This is a genomic window from Achromobacter sp. T5-5 (assembly GCF_055397965.1).
The window spans coordinates 2,224,858-2,245,084 of record NZ_AP027919.1 but is presented as its reverse complement, the minus strand read 5'-3'; the positions used below and the strand labels follow the sequence as shown (position 1 = coordinate 2,245,084).

Genomic DNA, 20,227 nt, shown 5'->3' with positions numbered 1-20,227 from the left:
GCACAGAAAAGCCAGACCTTGCGGTCTGGCTTTTTTTTCGGCCGGCGGACGGCCACGCTAAGTGAGTGCCGGGCCGATTCGAGAAAGAAGCCGTTCGATCACGTCGCTGGCCTGCCGCTGCCGCAACATCCTTGCCTCGCGCTGCTCTGGCTGGTCGCCCTCACCCAACTCGAACTTGGCGACCGACACGGGACCGTCCTTGCGATAACCCTCGGCGGTCGCATCGCTCGCGAAGCGACTGCGCAGGATCGCCAACGAGGCGTCCACAACGCCCCTATGCCTGCCCTCGCGCTCCTTGTGAAACGCCGCAGCCACGGCATCCAGTCCTTCGGACGCATGCTCGATGCAATAGACCAGATCGTGGGCATCCTTGCGTTCGAAGCGCTGATCGAATGCAAACACCTTCAGACAGGTAAAGCTCACCAGGTTCGCATGCTTGATCCGTTCTGTGGCGATTCCATTGCCGCCCAATAGTTCGGCCTGAATCTCGGTGACTTGATGAAGGTCGAAAACAATGGACGAATAGGGAATGTTCAACGCAGAGATCGTGCCATCGGTCGGCAATGGCTGTACCTTGCCGCCGGCGATCTCCGGCGCGTCCGCCAGCAACTCCAACACCATCAGCGCGCCATGTTCAGTGCGGGTCTGCCACCGCCAGGACAACTTTGCACCGGCGGCGTTCTCGGCTCGCTCGAAGCCCATCTTCTTCAGGTTGTCTTCGAGTGTGTGATACGCATCGGTGTCGGCCAGGATCTGCAGGTCGATCACGAGGTCCACGTCCAGCGTTCCAGCGTGCGCAGGCACAACCGGGGGACGAGCCGCAACGAGATATCGCGGCGTCAGCCCCCCGATCAGATAGATCGAATCTTTCCACGGTCCCAGTCCCCGCAGCAACGTCACAAGGAGACGTTCGCAATCCGTCGTGTACTGGTCGCTATAGCCGTCCAACGTCGCGGGCTTTGCCATCAGAAACCGATCCTCTCCTGGCGCAGGTGCTGGGCCATTTCCTTGGCGCGGCCTTCTGCCTGCAGGAGATCGAGATACACCTGGACCGGACTGGCCAGCCAGACATCGCCAACGTGTCGCCGGAAAAGCAGCGCTCCGGCCGACGTCGAATCGATGACCGCGAGGTTCGCGCCTTCATTGACGACACGCGCGCCCAGCTCGGCCATTGCCAACTCGGCGCCAGGTCCGGGCTGCAGTCGAACGCGCACCTGGGAAATACCGGACAAGAACGGCGCATAGCGCTGCGCAGCCGCTTCGTAGCTCACCGCGTAAGCCACCCGATGCGCATCGCAAGACTGAGCGAGCCGTTCGATCAACGCATCGGACTTCAGAGCGGGCACAAAATACCGGCGCTGCGCCGGCGCCGGCTGCGTGGCGACCTGCTTTGCCCACGCATCGAGCAACGCAGCCGGCTCGCGGAGATGGCGCGTCTTATTGGGCCCTTGCCCACGCGACTCCAGCCAGTCGAACCGCTCCAGCTGACTTAACACGTCCGAGGCGGTAGATGGCGCCACCTGCGCACGGCCGGCCACGTCGTTAACGCCAAACCATTTATCGTGATCGTCCAGAAGGGCGTGCAAGACCTGGGCACGCCGCGACGAGAACAGCGACCGAACCGACTTGTCCAGCACCTTCGGCGCCGGCCTGTCGATGTAGATGAAGGCACCCGCCGCCGGCAGGAACAGGCTTCCGCCGCTATCGAAGTAACCGACCCGCTCGCTTCTGAGCAGTTCTTTCGCTCCACTTGATAGCGACTCCGCCACCAGCAGAGGCTGGACATCGGCGTTTTGGCCCGGCTGTAGCGACCTCAATTGCCACAGCCATTGACGCGCATCCCGGGGATAGACGGACTTCTTGACCTCGATCAGCAGAACGACCGACTTGCCCGCGACCTGCAGATCGATCCTGGCATCGACAGGGTTGGCGCCTTGCACCTCAGGTGCTGCCCGGGTCGACGCCACGCGCACGTCAGGCAACGCCTGGAGTGACTCCAGGAGCTGTCCGATCAACGCCTGTCCCGCCACGATAGATCTCGTCATGAGGGCCGTAATCTCTGCTCAATGCACGTCGGAAATGTCACGAATGACGGGAATGTCGGGAATATAGCGAATATTCGACAAAATTCATATATTCGCTGAGCAGCGAAAAACCAAGAAACCGTGGATAAGCAGGTCTCACGGGTCTGGCGGGACCGGGGATCGAACGTGGCGTTCTGCTGGCGGCCAGGCGACCGATTGCCACGCCCGACGCCCTACTGCAGGCGTTCGTCGTCCAGGAAATCCGGCACGGCCATGACCTCGATGCCGTCTTCGGCCAGGGATTCGCGTTCTTCGCGGGTGGCGGTGCCGCGGATGGGGCGGTCGTCGGCGTCGCCTTCGTGGATGCGACGGGCTTCCTCGGCGAAGCGCGGTCCGACGTTTTCCGTGTTGCGCATGAGCGTGCGCACCTGCCGCATGACGGCGGCCTGGAGCGCGGCCATTTTTTCGGCGTCCGAAGCGCCGGCGGGCACGACGGGCTGCGCGGCGGGCGCGTGCAGGTGCGCCACGTTCAGGCGCGGGGCGGACAGGCGTTTGGTGATGGTCGCCGATCCGCAGACCGGACAGGTGACGAGGCCACGCGCCTGTTGCGCGTCGTAGTCTTCGTGCGAGCCGAACCAACCTTCGAAGACGTGGTTGTGGTCGCACTGGAGGTCAAAAACTTTGAGGGCCATGGCATCAATATGGAGTTCTGCATCCAGAATACAAGATCTGGCGCATGACGGCCGGCCGGCTGCCGGCCGCATGCTCAAACAAGACCGAAGCACAGGGCCGAAGCACAAGACCGAATCGCAAGCCCACCGCACCAGACCGCCCCACCGCGCAACGGCGGCAAACGGCGCCGGCAGCGACGACGGGCAAACCGCCCCGCCCCGCTGGAAGTCGGACGAAACGACGCCAGGCGTTCCGTTCAGGCCGTTTCCGGCGGGCCGAAATGCAGCCGCGGCACCGCGGCCAGCAACCGCCTCGTGACCTCCTGGCGCGGCGCCAGCAGGACCGATTCGGCCTGGCCCAGTTCGACGATGCGGCCCTTGTCCATGACCGCGATGCGATCCGCCAGGTATTCGACCACGCCGAAATTGTGCGTGATGAACAGGTAGGCGATGCCCAGCTCGGCCTGCAATTCGCGCAGCAGGTCCAGGATCTGCGCCTGCACCGAGACATCCAGCGCGGACGTGGGCTCGTCGCAGATCAGAACCTTGGGTTCGACGGCCAGCGCGCGCGCGATGGCGATGCGCTGGCGCTGGCCGCCCGAGAATTCATGCGGATAGCGCGTCAGCGTGTTGGCGGGCAGCCCCACCCGCTCGATGAGCTGGGCCGCGTGCTTCTCACGGGCCTGGCTGCTCATGTCGCGCTTGAGCGATGCCAGCCCCTCGTCCAGGATCTCTCCGATGCGCATGCGCGGGTCCAGCGACGCATACGGGTCCTGGAACACGATCTGGATGTCCTGCCGCAGCCGCTGGAGCTGGCGACGGTCGGCGGACAACAGGTCCTGCCCCTGCAGCATGGCGCGACCGGCCACGTGCGCGCCGTCGATCAGGCGCAGCAGCGCCTTGCCCGTGGTGGTCTTGCCGCAGCCGGATTCGCCCAGGAGCGCCAGCGTTTCGCCGGCCCGCAGCGTGAACGTCACGCCGTCCACGGCCTTGACCCAGGACACGATGCGGCGCAGCGGCCCCTTGCGCACCGGGTAGTGGACCTTCAGGTCCTGCACGTCCAGCACCACGCCCGCGGGTCGCGGCTGCGCGCCCTGCCGGCCTTCCTGCGCGGCGGCCGCGCGTCCCTGTTCGGTCAGCGGCACGCCGCGCTTGTCGAACGTGGGAATGGCCTCGAAGAGCTGGCGGGCGTAAGGATGCCGCGGCGCGTGGAAGAATTCCTCGGCGCTGGCGCTTTCGACGATCTCGCCGCCGCGCATCAGCGCGACATGGTGCGCCACGTTCTTGACCACCGCCAGGTCGTGGGTGATGAGCAGGACGGCCATGCCCATCTCCTGCTGGATGCTGGCCAGCAGGTCCAGCACCTGCGCCTGCACCGTCACGTCCAGCGCGGTGGTCGGCTCGTCCGCGATCAGCAGCACGGGCTCGGCCGCCAACGCGATGGCGATCATGACGCGCTGCTTCTGGCCGCCGGAGAACTGGAAGGGATAATCGTCGATGCGGCGCTCGGGCTCGGGGATCCCGACCCGGCGCAGCCAGTCGATGGCGCGGGCTCGCGCCGCGCCGCCGCGCAGGGGCGTGTGCGCGGTGAGCGTCTCGATGATCTGGTCGCCCACGCGCATGACCGGATTCAGGCTGGTGGACGGCTCCTGGAAGATGATGCCGATGCGTCCGCCGCGCACCCCGCGCATGGCGCTTTCGGGCAGGCGGTTGAGGTCTTCGCCGTCCAGGTCGATCTGCCCGCCGACAATACGGCCGGCGTCCGGCAACAGGCGCAGCAGCGCCAGCGCGGTCATGCTCTTGCCGCAGCCGGATTCGCCGACCAGCGCGAAGGTCTCGCGCTTTGATATGGCCAGCTGCAGGCGCTTGACCGCATGCGTCATGCCGCTTTCGCCCGCGACGTCCACGTCCAGGCCCTGCACGGTCAGCAATGGCGTGTCGTGGCTCATGGCGCCTCCCCGGTCTTGGAGGCGCGCGCGTCCGCCGCCAGCATCGTGCCCGGACGGCGGCCCATGAAGCCCAGGCGCGCCAGGCGGCTGGGCTTGAAACGCCGAGTGCGCGGATCGAACGCGTCGCGCACCGCGTCCGCGAACAGGTTGGCGGCCAGCACCAGCGCCAGCATGAAGATGAAAGCGGTCATCAGGTTCCACCAGATCATGGGATCGCGCGACATTTCCAGGCGCGCGCCGTCGATCATCGAGCCGAAGGAATTCATGCTGGGATCCACGCCGATGCCCAGGTACGACAGCACGGCCTCATACAGCACGAGGCCGGAGAACTCCAGCACCACGGTAATCAGCACCAGATGCGCGACATTGGGCAGCAGGTGGCGCGTCATGATGCGCCAGTGGGACACGCCGAAGGCGCGCGCGGCCTGCACGTATTCCAGTTCGCGCAGCTTCAGCGTTTCGGCCCGCAGCAGGCGGCACAGACCCGCCCAGCCCGTCAGGCCCAGGATCATGCACAGCAGGAACAGCCGCAGGTCGGCGCGGGCGGCCGAGGTGTCGAAGAGGTCCGAATGGTTGTCGATGTACACCTGCATCATCAACGCGCAGGCGGCCACCAGCAGCACGCCGGGGATCGAGGTGATGGTGGTGTACAGGTACTGGATGGCGTCGTCGACCTTGCCCTTGAAATAGCCGGCCGCGATGCCGAAGACGATGGCCGGCGGCAGCATCGCCAGCGTGGTGAGGCTGCCGATGACCAGCGCCGTGCGGATGCTTTTGAGCGCCTGCCACAGCACGTCGTTGCCGATGCGGTCGGTGCCCAGAGCATGGTAGCCGCTGGACAGGCCCGCCAGCGCGCCCACGGCCAGGCACAGCAGCGCGAAGGTGATCGCCATGGCGCGCCATGGGATGTCGGCGCGGCCGGCGAGCAGTTCCTCGGCGGCATGGGAGGCGGAGCCGGTGGCGCGCGCCAGGCAGGCGAACAGGATGACCGCGCCGGCCAGCGCGACCGCCAGCCCGGCGGCCAGTCCCCAGCCCAGCCGCATGACGATGTCGCCGGCGCGCTCCGAATCGGGATCGGTCAGGTGCTGCGCCGCGCCGCGCAGCCGCGGGTAATCGCGCACCGGCTTGTCGTTCACCAGCATGGTCTCCTTGGTGAACTGATGCGCGGCCAGCGGTTCGGAATAGGTTTTCTCGGGCCGGGTCAGCACCGTGCCGGCCAACAGGCCATCCAGCGCGGATTGCACGGCCGGCGCGTAGACCGGCGGGGCGTCGGCCGCCGCGCCCGGCGCGGGCGGCAGCAGCGGGCGATAGTGCACCGAGTCCAGCAGGCCGACCACCGAAAAGGCGACCAGGATGACGACCGAGCACATGGCGGGCGTGTCGCGGGCCACGCGCGCCCAGGTGGCGCGCAGGTTGGCACTGCGGCGCACGCGCCAGATGTAAGCCAGCGCGCCCGCCACCATCAGCCACAGCGCGATATCGGTCCAGAGAAAGACGAACTTGGGCATGGCGGCTACTCGAAACGCACGCGGGGGTCGGCCAGCGTGTAGGAAATGTCGGCCAGGATCAGCCCCACGATGTAGAGCGCCGCCCCCAGGAACACCATGGCGCGCACGATGGAGAAGTCTTGCGCGTTGATGGCGTCGATGGTGTAGCTGCCCAGCCCGGGGATGCCGAAGAAGGACTCCGCGATCAGGCTGCCCATGAACAGCAGCGGCAGTGCGGCCACGGTGCTGGTCAGGATGGGCAGCATGGCGTTGCGCAGCACGTGGCGAAACAGCACGACGCGCTCGGCCAGCCCCTTGGACCGCGCGGTGCGCACGTAGTCCTTGCCGATCTCTTCGAGGAAAAGGGTGCGGTAGAAGCGCGCTTCGGGTCCCAGCCGCGACACGATGGCGACCAGCACCGGCAGCGCCAAGAACTTGACCACGTCCAGTCCGCCCGAATAGCCCGAGAACGGCACCAGCCGCAGCAGCTTGGCAAAGACCCACTGGCCCGCGATGATGTAGAACAGGCTTGATATCGACAGCAGCATCACGCACAGCACGACGCCCCAGAAGTCCAGCCGCGTGGCCCGGAAATACACCAGTGTGAGCGAGAACACGATGCTGGCGAACAGCCCCAGGAAGAACGTGGGCACGGCCAGCGCCAGGCTGGGCCCCATGCGCGTCTTGATCTCGCGGCCGATGTCGCGGCCGCCGTCGGACGAGCCGAAGTCCATGACCAGCAGCGGCACCGAGCGCTGGTAGAACACGGTCTCGGTGAGCCGCCCCGCGCCCTGAGCCTGGGCGTTGAAAAAGAGCGGCTTGTCGTAGCCGCGCTCGGCCTTCCATTTTTCGACGGCGTCCTGGCTGACGCGCTGCCCGCCGATGGCCAGCCGCGCCATGTCGTCCGGCGTGTTGACCGCGAAGAACAGGATGAAGGTGAAGAGATTGACGCCGATCAGAATCAGCACGCCATACAACAGCCGGCGTATCACATAGCCGATCATGATTGATGCTCCTTGCGTTCAGGCGGCACGAACGCCGTCTGGCGCTCGCGCCGCTTGAGCGCCACGTACGAAGGCCAGATCGCCAGCACCAGCAGCAGGATGAAGACGCCGATGGGCCACCAGATGGGCGAGTTCCATTCGTCGATCTTCTGCTGCCGCAGCGCCGGGTCGATCTTCATGTATTGCAGGGTATTGCGCACCATCTGCGTGGGCTTGGCGTTGCCGACCCACTGCTGGTAGGCGCCGCCGGACATCGGGAAGTAGCCGAACATCCACGGCGCGTCGCGCTGCACGATGGCGATCATCTCTGCGATCAGCGCGGCCTTTTCGGGGCCGTCGTCCAGGAATTTCATCTGCTCGAACAGCCGGTCGAACTCCGGGCTGGAATAGTTGGCGGCGTTCTCGCCCCCGCCCTTGGCCTTGGCGTTCGGGCCGTAGAGCAGGAAGAGAAAGTTCTCGGCGTCGGGGTAGTCGGCGTTCCAGCCCCACAGGAAGAGCTGCGCGGACCCGCGCAGCATCTTGTCCTGAAAACGGTTGTAGTCGGTGGCCCGCACGTCCAGCTGCACGCCGATCTTGGCGAGCTGGCGGCGCATCCAGTCGAACTGCGGGTTGGACCCGCCGCCGGACATGGAATCGAAATACAGCACCAGCGGCGCGCCCGTCTGGGCGTTGCGGCCGTCGGGATAGCCGGCCTCGGCGAGCAGGCGCTTGGCAACGTCGATGGACTTGCGCACCGGCTTGCCGTCGACCAGGTCGTAAACCACCGGGTTGATGCCCTCGGGCGGTTCGCGGTAGCCCAGCACCCCCGGCGGCACCGGCCCGTAGGCCACGGACGCCTGGCTGTTTTCGAACACCGCCACGTATTCTTCCCAGTCGAAGGCGATGCTGATGGCCTGGCGCAGCTTGCGGTTGCGCGCTTGTTGTTCGGGCGTGTCGCCCTTGCCCACCACCGGGTCCAGCCAGTTAAAGCCCATGTACCAGTTCGCGGTCTCGACCGTGGTGGGCAGCTTGATGCCGTGCTCCTGGTACTTGCGCGCCTTGTCCTGGCTGTCGCCTGCCGCCACCAGCATGGCCACGCCGTATTCGCCGCGCTCGATCTGCGGCACGTCGTAGTAGCCCTGCATGAACTTGCCGGTCAGCGGAATGGCTTCCTTTTCGACGCTGAACTCGGCGCGGTCGATGAAGGGCGTGGGCTTGCCGCAATCGGCCAGGAGGCCCGCCGCCTGGTCGCCGGGCTCGCCTTCGCAGGGATAGGGTTCGCCGTGATAGTTGGGATTGCGGCCCAGCACGTGGCGGCGGTTCTGCAGCGACTCCACCAGCATGTACGGCCCGGTGCCTACCGGCCAGGTGTTCAGCGAGAGGTCGTGCGCGGCCATGCCGGGCTGGCTGTAGAAGCGGTCGGCCTCCCACGGGATGGGCGCGGTGAACGTCATGGCCAGCCAGTACTTGAACTGCGGATACTTGCCATCGACGCGGATGCGCAGCGTGTGCGGATCCAGGGCCTCCACGCCTTTGAAGCCGTCGTCTTCACGCAGATCCAGCCACGGCAGCGTGCCGGCGCCGCCGGGCATGTCGCGCCGCAATTCCTGGTCGCGCTTGCGCAGGCGGTCGCCGTAGTCTTTCAGGCCCTGCACGTGCTCGGACATGAGCGAATAGATGGGCGACACCACGCGCGGGCTGGCAAGGCGGCGGAAGGCATAGACGTAATCGTCGGCCGTCAGCTCGCGCGTGCCCGTCAGCGGGAAATCGGGAATGTAGAACTTGTCGTCCAGTTCGCCGGGGGCCAGCGGGTAGTACGCATAACTGCCGTCCGGCTTGCGGGCAAAGGCGGGATGCGGCGCGAAACGGATGCCGGGCCGGATCTTGATGTCGTAGATGCTTTGCGCGATCTGCTCGCCGGGCGCGTCCGCGGGCAGCGTATTGCCCTGGGCGTCCAGGTACACCGGCGGGTCGATCGAGGCCGCCGCGCGCGGCACCAGTTCATAGGGCCGCTTCAGGTAGTGATACCCGTAGAGCGGCTCGTAGATGTTGTAGGTGTAGGGGGTTTCGTCGCCGGAATAGGAGCTGGCCGGGTCCAGGTACTTGGGAGAGCGTTTGACGAACGCGGAATAAAGCGTGTTCTGGCTTTCTGCGCCGGATGGATACGGGCTGTTGATGGGGCTTTCTTGCGAGCAGCCCGCCAACGCCAGCGACAGCGACAGCAGCATGGCCGACGCCCAGAGCCGCTTCATTACACCCATGGAAACCTTCCGTTCGTTTCGTAGCGTCAGAGGATAGCAAACGCGGGGCCCCGCCAGTACCCTGGCATCCACCTAGGGCCGGCGCGGGACTGGCTGGCGGCGACGGCCCGGCTGGCCGCTTTCAGCCGCATTGGCGCTGCCGCCAGCAGTCATAGCGCCATTTCCAGGGTTGCGTGGCGTCCGGGCGCGCCCACAGCCCGCGCCCGGCCGCCTTGGCCTGGCGTTGCAGGTCGGGCATGGCCTTGTCGCGCAGGTAGTCGCCCTTGCGGGCCGTGTAGGCCCAGGCGTAGCCGGCCTCGACCTGTACCCGGTTGGCGGAGCGGCCGTCCTCCAGGATCAGCGCGCAGACGTCACGGCCATACTGGTCCTGTTCATAGCATTGGGCGGTGAGCGTCTTGCCGGCCACGAGGCTGGCCAGGTGCTTGCGCGCGGCCTCGGCGTCGGGCTGGCCGGGCTGGTCGGCGCCGTGGCCCTCTTCGGGCGCGTCGATGCTGTCCATGCGGATACGCCGCTGGCCGTCCGGCGCGCGCAGCGTCACGGTATCGCCGTCCGCCACGTTGACGATCGTGCCGGTGAGCATATAGCTGCCCTGCGGCACCCCGCCTGCCGCCGCGCCCGGGGCTTTGCCCGGCGCCGGGGACGCGGGCGCCTGCGCGCGCCCGGCCGGGCGCTGCGAACCGGGATCCTGCGGCTGCAGCCAGTTGATGAGTGCGCCGGCCGCCGCGAGGATCAGGGCAACGACGAGGGCGGTCAGCTTGCCGCCGCCGCGAAAGGGAGGTTTGCCACGCACCGGCCAGACTCCATATTCAAGAACGCAGGGAGTTTGCCACAAGCCGGCTGCGGTATCGGGGGCACCGGTGGCGTTCGGGGGTGTCTGACACCCATGGCACACCGCCGCAAACCCACGTTCGTCGCCTCAGGGTGTCAGACACCGGGCGGCTCAAAGCCAGCCGGATTTCCGGAACCGCCAATACAGCACCGAGCACACCGACGTGATCACGCCCAGCGTGATGGGATACCCCCACGGCGACTTCAGTTCGGGCATGAACTCGAAATTCATGCCGTAGATGCCGGCGATGGCGGTGGGCACGGCCAGGATGGCGGCCCAGGACGCCAGCTTGCGCGTCGTGTCGTTCTGTGCGGCCTGCCCGATCATCAGGCTGGCTTCAAACGCGAAGGCCAGCGACTCGCGCAGCGAATTGAACAGCTCGTCCACGCGCAGCACGCGGTCGGCCACTTCGCCGAAATAAGGCCGCGCGTGTTCATCGACGGCGGACATCTCCACGCGCGCCAGACGGCGGCAGATCTCGGCCAGCGGCGAGACGACGGTATGGATGCGCAGGAGGTCCCGGCGCTGCCGGTACAGCCTGCGGATGTCGGCGTCCTTGGCGCCGCGGATCAGCAGCTTCTGCTCGGCGCCTTCCACCACGCTTTCGATCTTGACCGCCGCCGCGACATAGCGGTCCACCAGCCAGTCCAGCAGTTCGGACGCCACGTAGTCGCTGCCGCGCTTGAGCAGGTCGGGCGAGGCCTCCAGGCGCTCGCGCAAGGGGCTGTGGCCGGCGGTCGCGCCGCGCCGCACCGTGACCAGGAAGCCGTCGCCGATGAGGAACTGCGTCTCGCCGAAGATGGGGCGCTCGGCCTCGACCTCGACCGTGGCGGCGACGATCAGGATCATGTTGCCGTAGTCGATGATCTTCGGGCGCCGGTGCGCTTCCAGCATTTCTTCCTGGTTCTTGTCACAGGCGCCCAGCTCGCGCGCCACCTTGGCCAGCGTGTCCGGATGGGGATTGCGCAGGCCGATCCACAGCATGCTCTGCCCCTGCCGCTGGCTGACGTACTGGCCGGCTTGTTCAATGGGAACTTCGCGGTCACGCCGTCCGTTCACGTAGGCGATCGACGCCACGACCTCGCCCTTGGGCGCGTCGGCGGGCTGCTCTTCACTAGACATAGACATCCTCGGACAAATCGATCCCTGCCGCACAGCATGTGTTTATCGGCCGATGATAGCCCAGCCCGCCCGCGGACCGCGGGTTCAGAAGAGGTTGCGCACCCGTTTGGCCACGTCGATGCGCGGGGCCTGCGGCTCGCGCGGTTCGGCTCGCCCGGGGGGCAGATCGGGCAGCTTGGGCAGGTGGTCAAAAAGCGGCAGCATGGCGTTGGTGATGAAGCGCGTGCGCGACCCGTAGACGTGGCGGTCGCCCATGCCGGTCTGCTGGTGCACGTAAAAGCGCTGCGGCACGACCAGCTGCAGCCGTTCCCTGGCCCGCGTCATGGCCACGTACAGCAGCCGGCGCTCTTCTTCGATCTCGTCGGCGGTGCCGGTGCTCATGTCGGACGGAATGCAGCCGTCCACCACATTCAGCACGTAGACCGCCTTCCATTCCTGGCCCTTGGCGGAATGGATGGTGGACAGGATCATGTAGTCCTCGTCACGCAGCGGTGCGCCGGATTCGTCGCTGGTGGCGTCGGGCGGGTCCAGCGTCAGTTCGGTCAGGAAGCGCTCGCGCGACGGATAGCCCGAGGCGATGCGCACGAGCTGGTCCAGGTCAGTCTTGCGCACGCGCGCGTCGTCGTACAGGCGTTCGAGCTGGCCGCTGTACCAGCGCAAGGCCAGGTCCACGTCGGCGGGCCACTTCAACGTGGGGTCGCACAGCGCGGCGTACGTGTCGGCAAACGCGCCCCACTCTTCCTGGGCTGCCGCCCCCGGCTTGAATTCGCGCAGCGTGCGCAGCGGCTCGGCGGACGCGGACATCGCGTCCATCAGCTTGCCCGCCGTCGCCGGCCCAATGCCGGGCATCAGCTGCGCGACTCGGAAGCCCGCCATGCGGCCGCGCGGGTTCTCGGCCCAGCGCAGGATCGACAGCAGGTCCTTGACGTGCGCCGCTTCCAGGAAACGCAACCCGCCGAATTTCACGAAGGGGATGTTGCGACGGGTCAGCTCCAGTTCCAGCGCGGCGCTGTGGCTGGCGGTGCGAAACAGCGCCGCCTGCGACTTGAGCGTCGCGCCGCCCTCGCGCTGGGCCAGCACCTGGTCGGCCACCCAGCGCGCCTGCCCGGCTTCGTCGCTGACCGTCACCAGCTCGGGAAGCTGCGAGGATTTGCGGTCGGTCCACAGGTCCTTGGCGTAGCGTTCGGTGGCCTGCGCAATCACGGCGTTGGACGCGGTCAGGATGGGCTGGGTGGAGCGATAGTTGCGATCCAGCGTGATGACGCGCGCGGGCGCGGGGAACTGGTTGGGAAAGTCCAGGATGTTGCGCACCGTGGCCGCGCGGAAGGAATAGATGGACTGGGCATCGTCGCCCACCACCGTCAGGCCGCGGCCGTCGGGCTTCATGGCCAGCAGGATGGCCGACTGCAGGCGGTTGGTGTCCTGGTATTCGTCCACCAGCACGTGATCGAAGCGCGCGCCCACGTCGGCCGCGATTTCCGGGTCCGACATCATTTCGGACCAATAGAGCAGCAGGTCGTCGTAGTCCAGCACCTGCTGGTCCTGCTTGGCCGCGACGTACGCGCGGAACAGGGTCTTCAGTTCGTCTTCCCATTGGGCGCACCACGGAAAGGCGGTCTTGAGCACATCGCCCACCGGCGTCTGGCTGTTCACCACCCGCGAATAGATAGCCAGGCAGGTGCCCTTGAGCGGGAAGCGCGACTTGGTGGAAGACAGCCCCAGTTCATGGCGCACCATGCCCATCAGGTCTTCGGCGTCGCCCCGGTCGTGGATGGTGAAGGCCTCGGACAGGCCGATGCGCTGCGCGCAATCGCGCAGCAGCCGCGCGCCGATCGCATGGAAGGTGCCCGCCCACGGCAGCGACGGCGCCTGCTGCGAGGACCGCAGATTCATCACCCGCTGCAGCACCGAGCCCACGCGCCGTTCCATCTCTAGCGCCGCGCGGCGCGAAAAGGTCAGGAGCAGCATGCGCTGCGGATCCGCGCCGTTCAGGATGAGGTGCGCGACGCGGTGGGCCAGCGTGTTGGTCTTGCCGGACCCCGCCCCCGCGATCACGAGCAAGGGGCCGTCATCGCCTGGCGCGCCGGCCACGCCGAACTCGGCCGCCTCGCGCTGGGCGGGGTTCAGGTCGGCCAGCGGGTCGGGACGTTCGGCCGGGCGGCCGGCGGGCCGTTCGTTGTCGGAGGATTCGGTGAGATGAGCTTGGTCTGGCATGTCGCGGTGCCGCAGCGCTACGGCCGCAAAAAAGGAAGGAGCCAGGGTCTGGCTCCGGATGAACACTGTATATTTATACAGAAATTTTGGATTTTCGTCTGATACGCCTCGGCGCCATGGCTGATTCCCCCCGCATCCTGACCGGCACCGCCTCCTGGACCGACCCCACCCTGCTGGCCTCGCGCCGCTTCTATCCCCCCGAGGCGCGCAGCGCCGAAGCGCGGCTGCGCTTTTATGCGTCGCGCTTTTCGCTGGCGGAGGTCGATTCCAGCTTTTACGCGCTGCCCACGCCGGAAAACGCCTACCTGTGGGCCACCCGGACGCCGGACGACTTCGTCTTCAATATCAAGGCCTTTCGGCTATTCACCGGTCACCAGACGCCGCTTTCGGCCCTGCCCGGCGACATCCGGCGCGAGCTGGCGGACTGGCCGGAGCCGGTGCTCTACCACGACCAACTGCCGCCCGACCTGCGTGACGAACTCTGGCGGCGCTATCAGCTCGCGCTGGAGCCGCTGCGGCTGCCGGGCAAGCTGGGCGCGGTGCATTTCCAGTTTCCGCCCTGGATACGGCGCGACGCCCGCGGCAAGGCGCGCGTGGCGGACTGCGCGCGGCGCATGGAAGATCACCGGGTATCCGTGGAGTTCCGGCACCGCAGTTGGTTCGACGGCCCCGCCGCCACCGCGGACACGCTGGCCTTCGAACGCGACCTAGGCGTGGTGCATACGGTCGTGGACGCGCCCCAGGGCTTTGACAACACCGTGCCCGCGGTCTGGGAAAGCACGCATCCGGATATGACGCTGCTGCGGCTGCACGGGCGCAACGCGGCGACCTGGAACGCGTCGGGTCCGGCGTCGTCGGGACGATTCCAGTACGAATACTCGGAAGAAGAGCTGGCCGAACTGGTTGCCCGGTTCACCCGGCTGGCGTCACAGTCGGCCCAGGCGCACGCCGTGTTTAACACCAACTTCGAAGACCAGGGCATGCGCAACGCCGCGGCCTTCGCGTCGGCGCTTCGGCTGCCGGGCGTGTAGCGGGCATTAGGTAGGTGTCTGACACCCGCAGAACCCATCTTCGATCCACGCCGGTGCCACAAGGGTGTCAGACACCGGTCGCGGCCAACGCTGGCTTTCGCGCCACTTCCGCCAGGCTTTCCAGCAGCACCTCGAACTTGCGCGCGATGTCGTGCTCGGGCACGCAGGCGTAGCCCAGCAGCAGGCCAGGCCGCCGCCCCTCGTCGTTGACGTAGTAGCGCGACAGCGCCCGCGTCAGCACGCCCTTGCTGCGCGCCACCTCCACCACGCGCAGGTCGTCCATGTCCGGCGGCAGCGTCAGCACCAGGTGCAGGCCGGCCATGCTGGCGTCGCGGTGCAGCCAGTCCGGCCCCAGCCGCCGTTCGATCAGGTTGACCAGCATGGCGCGGCGGCGCCCGTACAGCATGCGCATGCGGCGGATGTGGGCCGCGTAATGCCCTTCGGAAATGAAGGTCGCCAGCGCCGCGTGCGTCATCAGGTGCCCTTCCCGGTACAGCTCTGCGTGCGCGGCCTGGAACGCCGCGGTCAGGGCCTTGGGCAGCACCAGGTAACCCACGCGCAGGCCCGGGTACAGCGTCTTGCTGAAGGTGCCCATGTAGATCACCGGCGCATCGGGCTCCAGGCCCAGCAGCGAGGCGATCGGCCGGCCCGAGAAGCGGAATTCGCTGTCGTAGTCGTCTTCGATGATCCAGCTTGCGCTCTGGCGCGCCACCGCCAGCAACTGGCGCCGGCGCGCCAGCGACATGACGGGCCCCAGCGGGTACTGGTGCGACGGCGTCACGAAGATGAAGCGCGGCGGCGTGCCGGGGGTATCGGGCAGGCGCATGCCTTCTTCGTCAACCGGCAGGTGCACGGTGCGCAGGCCGTTGGCCTGCAGGATGGTGCGCGCGCCCCAGTAACCCGGGTCTTCGACCCACGCGGTCTCGCCCGACTCGCCCAGGATGCGGGTGGTCAGGTCGATGGCCTGGTGCGAGCCTTCGGTGATGATGATCTGCTCGGGGTCGCAGTCGATCGACCGCGTCAGCGCCAGATGCTGCGCCAGCGCCTCGCGCAGCGCGGGCAGGCCGCCGCCGTACGAATAGCTCAGCAGGTCCGGCGACGGATTGCGCCACAGCGCGCTGTGGATGCGGCCGAATTTTTTGTGCGGGAACTCGGTCAGGTCGGGCACGCCCGGCATGAAGGCGCCCCACTGGTAGGGCGAGGCCGACGCGCCGTCCACGATGGCCGCGCCGCGCGGCGACAGGGCCGGACGCGCCTGCGCCTGCTGCGCCTGGCGCGCGCGCCGGCCGCTGGCCAGGTAGGAATCGGGCACCGACGCGTTGACGAAGGTGCCGTTGCCCTGCCGGCTGCGGGTATAGCCTTCGGCCAGAAGCTGGCTGTAGACGTGGACGACGGTGTTGCGGGCGATGCCCAGCTCGGCCGCCAGGTCGCGCGTGGCGGGCAGGCGCGAGTCCGCGGCAATGGATCCATCCAGGATGGCTTCGCGGATGCCACGGTACAGCCGCTTGTTCATGGGCTCGCTGGCGCCGTCGGCCAGACGCAGCAGCAGCAGATCACCGACGATGGACCGCAATTGGTTCTACCTGATTTATCAAAGTGGTTCCCACAAGTGGGGCCATCGTAGCATTAAATAGGTGCTTTACCGCCCATCACTCTCATCGAGACCGAGATGAAGAATCAGGATCTGAATACCCGCCGTTCCCTGGCCACGCCGCGCGGCGTTGGCGTCATGTGCGACTTCTATGCCGTGCGCGCGGAAAACGCCACGCTGTGGGACGCCGAGGGCAAGGAATACATCGATTTCGCGGGCGGCATCGCCGTCCTGAACACCGGCCACCTGCACCCGAAGGTCAAGGCCGCGGTCGCCGCGCAACTGGACAACTTCACGCACACGGCCTACCAGATCGTGCCGTATGAAGGCTATATCTCGCTGGCCGAGCGCATCAACCGCCTGGCCCCCATCGACGGCCTGAAGAAAACCGCCTTCTTCACGACCGGCGTCGAAGCCGTCGAAAACGCCGTCAAGATCGCCCGCTCGGCCACGGGCCGCTCCGGCGTCATCGCCTTCTCGGGCTCCTTCCATGGCCGCACGATGCTGGGCATGGCGCTCACCGGCAAGGTCGCCCCCTACAAGCTGTCGTTCGGCCCCATGCCCGGCGACATCTATCACGTGCCGTTCCCCAACGCCACGCAGTCAATCAGCGTAGCCGATTCGCTCAAGGCGCTGGACCTGCTGTTCAAGGTGGACATCGATCCCAAGCGCGTCGCGGCCATCATCATCGAGCCCGTGCAGGGCGAAGGCGGCTTCAACATCACGCCGCCCGAACTGATGACGGCGCTGCGCAAGGTCTGCGATGAACACGGCATCCTGCTGATCGCCGACGAAGTCCAGACGGGCTTTGGCCGCACCGGCAAGCTGTTCGCCATGGAACACCACAGCGTGCAGGCCGACCTCATCACCATGGCCAAGAGCCTGGGCGGCGGCCTGCCGATCTCCGGCGTGGTCGGCCGCGCCGACGTGATGGACGGTCCCGCCGCGGGCGGCCTGGGCGGCACCTACGCCGGCAACCCGCTGGCGGTCGCCGCCGCGCATGCCGTGCTGGACGTCATCGCCGAGGAAAAGCTGTGCGAACGCGCCACCCAGCTGGGCGACAAGCTGCGCGCGCACCTGGAAGGCCTGCGTGGCAAGGTGCCCGGCATCGCCGACGTGCGCGGCCTGGGCTCGATGGTGGCGCTGGAACTGAACGACGCGGCCGGCAAGCCCGACGCCGAAGCGGTCAAGCGCGTGCAACAGCGCGCCATCGAGAAAGGCCTGATTTTGCTAAGCTGCGGTGTGTATGGGAACGTCCTGCGCTTCCTGTATCCCTTGACCATTCCCGACGCCCAGTTCGCACGCGCGCTGGATATCCTGTCCGAGGCGCTGGCCGCCTGAGGCGACAGGCCCTGAATAACCGGTTATTCGGCCGGCAGGAACAACGATTGCGGGCGTAGCAGGTGGGGCGGCTTGATGACCAGGCCGCACGCCTGCCGCGCCCGCAGTCGCTTGGCTCGCCGCGCCTTTCAAGGAGACTCCCGACATGACAGCATTGACCCATCCCCTCTCGCGTCCCGACCTGCTGCGCGACGCCTGCTACATCGACGGCAAGTGGGTAGGCGCCAACGGCGGCGCATCCATTCCCGTGGACAACCCCTCCACCGGCAAGACCATCGTGTCGGTGCCCAAGCTGGGCCGCAAGGAAACCGAACAGGCCATCGCCAGCGCCCAGGCCGCGCTGCCCGCCTGGAGCGCCAAGACCGGCAAGGAACGCGCCGCGATCCTGCTGAAGTGGGCGCAGCTCATGATGCAGAACCAGCAGGATCTGGCCGCCATCATGACGTCCGAACAGGGCAAGCCCGTCACCGAAGCCGCGGGCGAAATCGCATACGCCGCCTCGTTCCTGGAGTGGTTCGCCGAAGAAGCCAAGCGCATCGACGGCGACATCCTGCAAAGCCCCAAGGCCGGCCAGCGCCTGATGGCGCTCAAGCAGCCCATCGGCGTCACCGCCGCGATCACGCCCTGGAACTTCCCCGCCGCCATGATCACCCGCAAGGTCGGCCCCGCGCTGGCCGCCGGCTGCACCATGGTGGTCAAGCCCGCGCAGCAGACGCCGCTGACCGCGCTGGCGCTGGCGGTGCTGGCCGAGGAAGCCGGCGTGCCGGCTGGCGTGTTCCACGTCATCACCGGCAGCTCGCGCGACATCGGCGCGGCCCTGTGCGAAAGCGACGTCGTGCGCAAGCTGAGCTTCACGGGCTCGACCGAAGTCGGCCGCACGCTGATGGAGCAATGCGCCCCCACCATCAAGAAGCTGTCGCTGGAACTGGGCGGCAACGCGCCCTTCATCGTGTTCGACGATGCCGACCTGGACAAGGCGGTCGACGGCATCCTCGCCTCGAAGTACCGCAACGCCGGCCAGACCTGCGTGTGCGCCAACCGCATCTACGTGCAGGCCGGCGTCTACGAAGAAGTCGCCAAGCGCCTGGTCGCCAAGGTCAACGCCATGAAGGTGGGCGACGGCTTTGAAGACGGCGTGACGCAGGGCCCGCTGATCGACCGCAACGCCGTGGAAAAGGTGCAGGAGCACATCGCCGACGCCACGGCCAACGGCGCCAAGGTCATCGCCGGCGGCAAGCCGCACGCCAAGGGCGGCACGTTCTTCGAACCGACCGTCGTGCGCGACGTCACGCAGTCCATGCGTTTTGCCAGCGAAGAGACCTTCGGCCCGGTGGCGCCGCTGTTCCGCTTTGACGCCGAAGACGAAGTCATCGGCATGGCCAACGACACCATCTTCGGCCTGGCCGCCTACTTCTTCACCCGCGACTACGCCCGCATCTGGCGCGTGTCCGAGGCGCTGGAATATGGCATCGTCGGCATCAACACCGGCCTCATCTCCAACGAGGTCGGCCCCTTCGGCGGCGTGAAGCAGTCGGGCCTGGGCCGTGAAGGCTCCAAGTACGGCATCGAAGAGTACCTGGAGATCAAGTACCTCTGCGTCGACCTGGGCGCATGATGTCCGGCGCGCGCGTATCGACCACGCCATGTGGCCGATACGCGCGCGCGCTTCATTCGGATACGCTCCAGGCATGGTAGATTTGCGCGTTCCCTGGACGAGTCCGTATGAGCAGAACCTTCACCCTTGAGGACACCCGCAAGCTGGCGGCCATCCTGGCGGAAACCGCGCAAACCGAGGTCATGCCCCGCTTTCGCAACCTGCCCGAAGGCTCGGTGCGCGGCAAGACCTCCGTGCGCGACCTGGTCACCGACGCCGACGAAGCCGCCGAACGCCTAATCGCATCGCGCCTGGGCAAGCTGCATCCCGGCGCCGTGCTGATCGGCGAGGAAGCCTCCGCGCGCAATCCCGCCCTCTTGAACATGCTGGTCGACGCCGACCTGGCTTTCCTCATCGATCCCATCGACGGCACGCGCAATTACGTCGCCGGCCTGCCGCTCTTCGGCATGATGATCGCGGCCTGTCATCGCGGCGACGTGATCGCCGGCGTGATCTACGACCCGGTCAGCCGCGACAGCGCGCTGGCCGTGCGCGGCGAAGGCGCCTGGCTCGAATATGAAGGCGGCCGGCGCGTCCCCCTCACCGTCGCGCCTCCCGCGCCTCCCGAAGACATGGACGGGTTCATCTCCACCGGCGCCCTGCCCGAGCCGCTGCGCACCACCGTCAACGGCAACCTCTCGCGCCTGGGCAGCACGGCCAGCCTGCGGTGCGCCGCGCACGAGTACCGCATGCTCGCGGCCGGCCACTGCCATGTCTCGCTGTACAACCAGCTCACCGCATGGGACCACGCCGCCGGCTGGCTGCTGCACCGGGAAGCGGGCGGCTACGCCGCGCATTTCGACGGCTCCCCCTACAAGCCCACCCATCGCACCGGCGGACTGCTGTACGCGCCGGACGCAGGAAGCTGGCACGCAGCGCGCAAGGCGCTGCTCGGGGACGCATCGGAAGGCATCGAAACGTGACAGAGGCTTGACAGAACCGGATCCGCCACCCCTGAAAATATGGGGTTATCCCTAGGAGTTATCCCCAGTTCCTGTGGACAACCCTATGGAAAGGTCTGTAACCGGCCGAAAAAAACGTTGCCCGGCAAGCACTTGCTTAGACCGGTC

15 protein-coding genes are annotated in these 20,227 nt (G+C 67.1%); 4 read left to right on the top strand and 11 right to left on the bottom strand.

Annotated elements, in window-relative coordinates:
- Positions 1 to 57: 57 nt before the first annotated feature.
- The 10 genes from ACZ50Q_RS10050 to ACZ50Q_RS10005 form a co-directional block, all read right to left on the bottom strand.
- Positions 58 to 966 carry an antitoxin gene (locus ACZ50Q_RS10050; RefSeq protein ID WP_464081391.1) on the bottom strand — a complete coding sequence of 303 codons (909 nt, stop codon included), beginning with the start codon at positions 964 to 966 and terminating at the stop codon, positions 58 to 60.
- The gene (locus tag ACZ50Q_RS10045) at positions 966 to 2,045 is read right to left on the bottom strand and encodes a type IV toxin-antitoxin system AbiEi family antitoxin (RefSeq protein WP_464081390.1); all 1,080 of its coding nucleotides are present in this window, start codon (positions 2,043 to 2,045) and stop codon (positions 966 to 968) included. Before ACZ50Q_RS10045 ends, ACZ50Q_RS10050 begins: the two co-directional genes overlap by 1 nt.
- A 212-nt stretch (positions 2,046 to 2,257) precedes the next feature.
- Positions 2,258 to 2,716 carry a DUF1178 family protein gene (locus ACZ50Q_RS10040; protein ID WP_464081389.1) on the bottom strand — a complete coding sequence of 153 codons (459 nt, stop codon included), beginning with the start codon at positions 2,714 to 2,716 and terminating at the stop codon, positions 2,258 to 2,260.
- Positions 2,717 to 2,952: 236 nt separating this feature from the next.
- A complete protein-coding gene (locus ACZ50Q_RS10035) occupies positions 2,953 to 4,644 on the bottom strand; it encodes an ABC transporter ATP-binding protein (RefSeq protein WP_464081388.1) in 1,692 nt (563 codons plus the stop codon).
- The gene (locus ACZ50Q_RS10030; protein WP_464081387.1) at positions 4,641 to 6,152 is read right to left on the bottom strand and encodes an ABC transporter permease; all 1,512 of its coding nucleotides are present in this window, start codon (positions 6,150 to 6,152) and stop codon (positions 4,641 to 4,643) included. The genes ACZ50Q_RS10035 and ACZ50Q_RS10030 overlap by 4 nt, the downstream gene beginning before the upstream one ends.
- 5 nt (positions 6,153 to 6,157) lie before the next feature.
- The gene (locus tag ACZ50Q_RS10025; protein ID WP_076520124.1) at positions 6,158 to 7,135 is read right to left on the bottom strand and encodes an ABC transporter permease; all 978 of its coding nucleotides are present in this window, start codon (positions 7,133 to 7,135) and stop codon (positions 6,158 to 6,160) included.
- Entirely contained in the window at positions 7,132 to 9,375 is a 2,244-nt protein-coding gene (locus ACZ50Q_RS10020) for an ABC transporter substrate-binding protein (protein WP_464081386.1), read from the bottom strand. The genes ACZ50Q_RS10025 and ACZ50Q_RS10020 overlap by 4 nt, the downstream gene beginning before the upstream one ends.
- A gap of 121 nt (positions 9,376 to 9,496) precedes the next feature.
- Complete coding sequence (locus tag ACZ50Q_RS10015) at positions 9,497 to 10,165, bottom strand: thermonuclease family protein (RefSeq protein ID WP_464081385.1); 669 nt, start codon at positions 10,163 to 10,165, stop codon at positions 9,497 to 9,499.
- A 150-nt stretch (positions 10,166 to 10,315) separates the two neighbouring features.
- Positions 10,316 to 11,326, bottom strand: a complete 1,011-nt coding sequence (locus ACZ50Q_RS10010) for a magnesium and cobalt transport protein CorA (protein ID WP_464081384.1) — start codon at positions 11,324 to 11,326, stop codon at positions 10,316 to 10,318.
- 84 nt (positions 11,327 to 11,410) lie between these two features.
- Entirely contained in the window at positions 11,411 to 13,540 is a 2,130-nt protein-coding gene (locus ACZ50Q_RS10005) for an ATP-dependent helicase (protein ID WP_464081383.1), read from the bottom strand.
- A gap of 116 nt (positions 13,541 to 13,656) precedes the next feature.
- Here ACZ50Q_RS10005 and ACZ50Q_RS10000 point away from each other — a divergent pair, with 116 nt between their 5' ends.
- Positions 13,657 to 14,571 (top strand): DUF72 domain-containing protein, encoded by a 915-nt coding sequence (locus ACZ50Q_RS10000; protein ID WP_464081382.1) that lies wholly within the window; start codon positions 13,657 to 13,659, stop codon positions 14,569 to 14,571.
- Between the two features lie 67 nt (positions 14,572 to 14,638).
- Here the strand turns inward: ACZ50Q_RS10000 and pdxR are convergent, their stop codons facing one another.
- The gene (gene pdxR, locus ACZ50Q_RS09995; RefSeq protein ID WP_464081381.1) at positions 14,639 to 16,144 is read right to left on the bottom strand and encodes a MocR-like pyridoxine biosynthesis transcription factor PdxR; all 1,506 of its coding nucleotides are present in this window, start codon (positions 16,142 to 16,144) and stop codon (positions 14,639 to 14,641) included.
- A gap of 96 nt (positions 16,145 to 16,240) precedes the next feature.
- Here pdxR and ACZ50Q_RS09990 point away from each other — a divergent pair, with 96 nt between their 5' ends.
- The 3 genes from ACZ50Q_RS09990 to ACZ50Q_RS09980 all read left to right on the top strand — a co-directional run bounded on the left by ACZ50Q_RS09990 (position 16,241) and on the right by ACZ50Q_RS09980 (position 20,080).
- Complete coding sequence (locus ACZ50Q_RS09990; RefSeq protein WP_076520119.1) at positions 16,241 to 17,503, top strand: 4-aminobutyrate--2-oxoglutarate transaminase; 1,263 nt, start codon at positions 16,241 to 16,243, stop codon at positions 17,501 to 17,503.
- Positions 17,504 to 17,648: 145 nt separating this feature from the next.
- Entirely contained in the window at positions 17,649 to 19,118 is a 1,470-nt protein-coding gene (locus ACZ50Q_RS09985) for an NAD-dependent succinate-semialdehyde dehydrogenase (protein WP_076520118.1), read from the top strand.
- Between the two features lie 107 nt (positions 19,119 to 19,225).
- The gene (locus tag ACZ50Q_RS09980) at positions 19,226 to 20,080 is read left to right on the top strand and encodes an inositol monophosphatase family protein (protein ID WP_464081380.1); all 855 of its coding nucleotides are present in this window, start codon (positions 19,226 to 19,228) and stop codon (positions 20,078 to 20,080) included.
- Positions 20,081 to 20,227 lie beyond the last annotated feature (147 nt).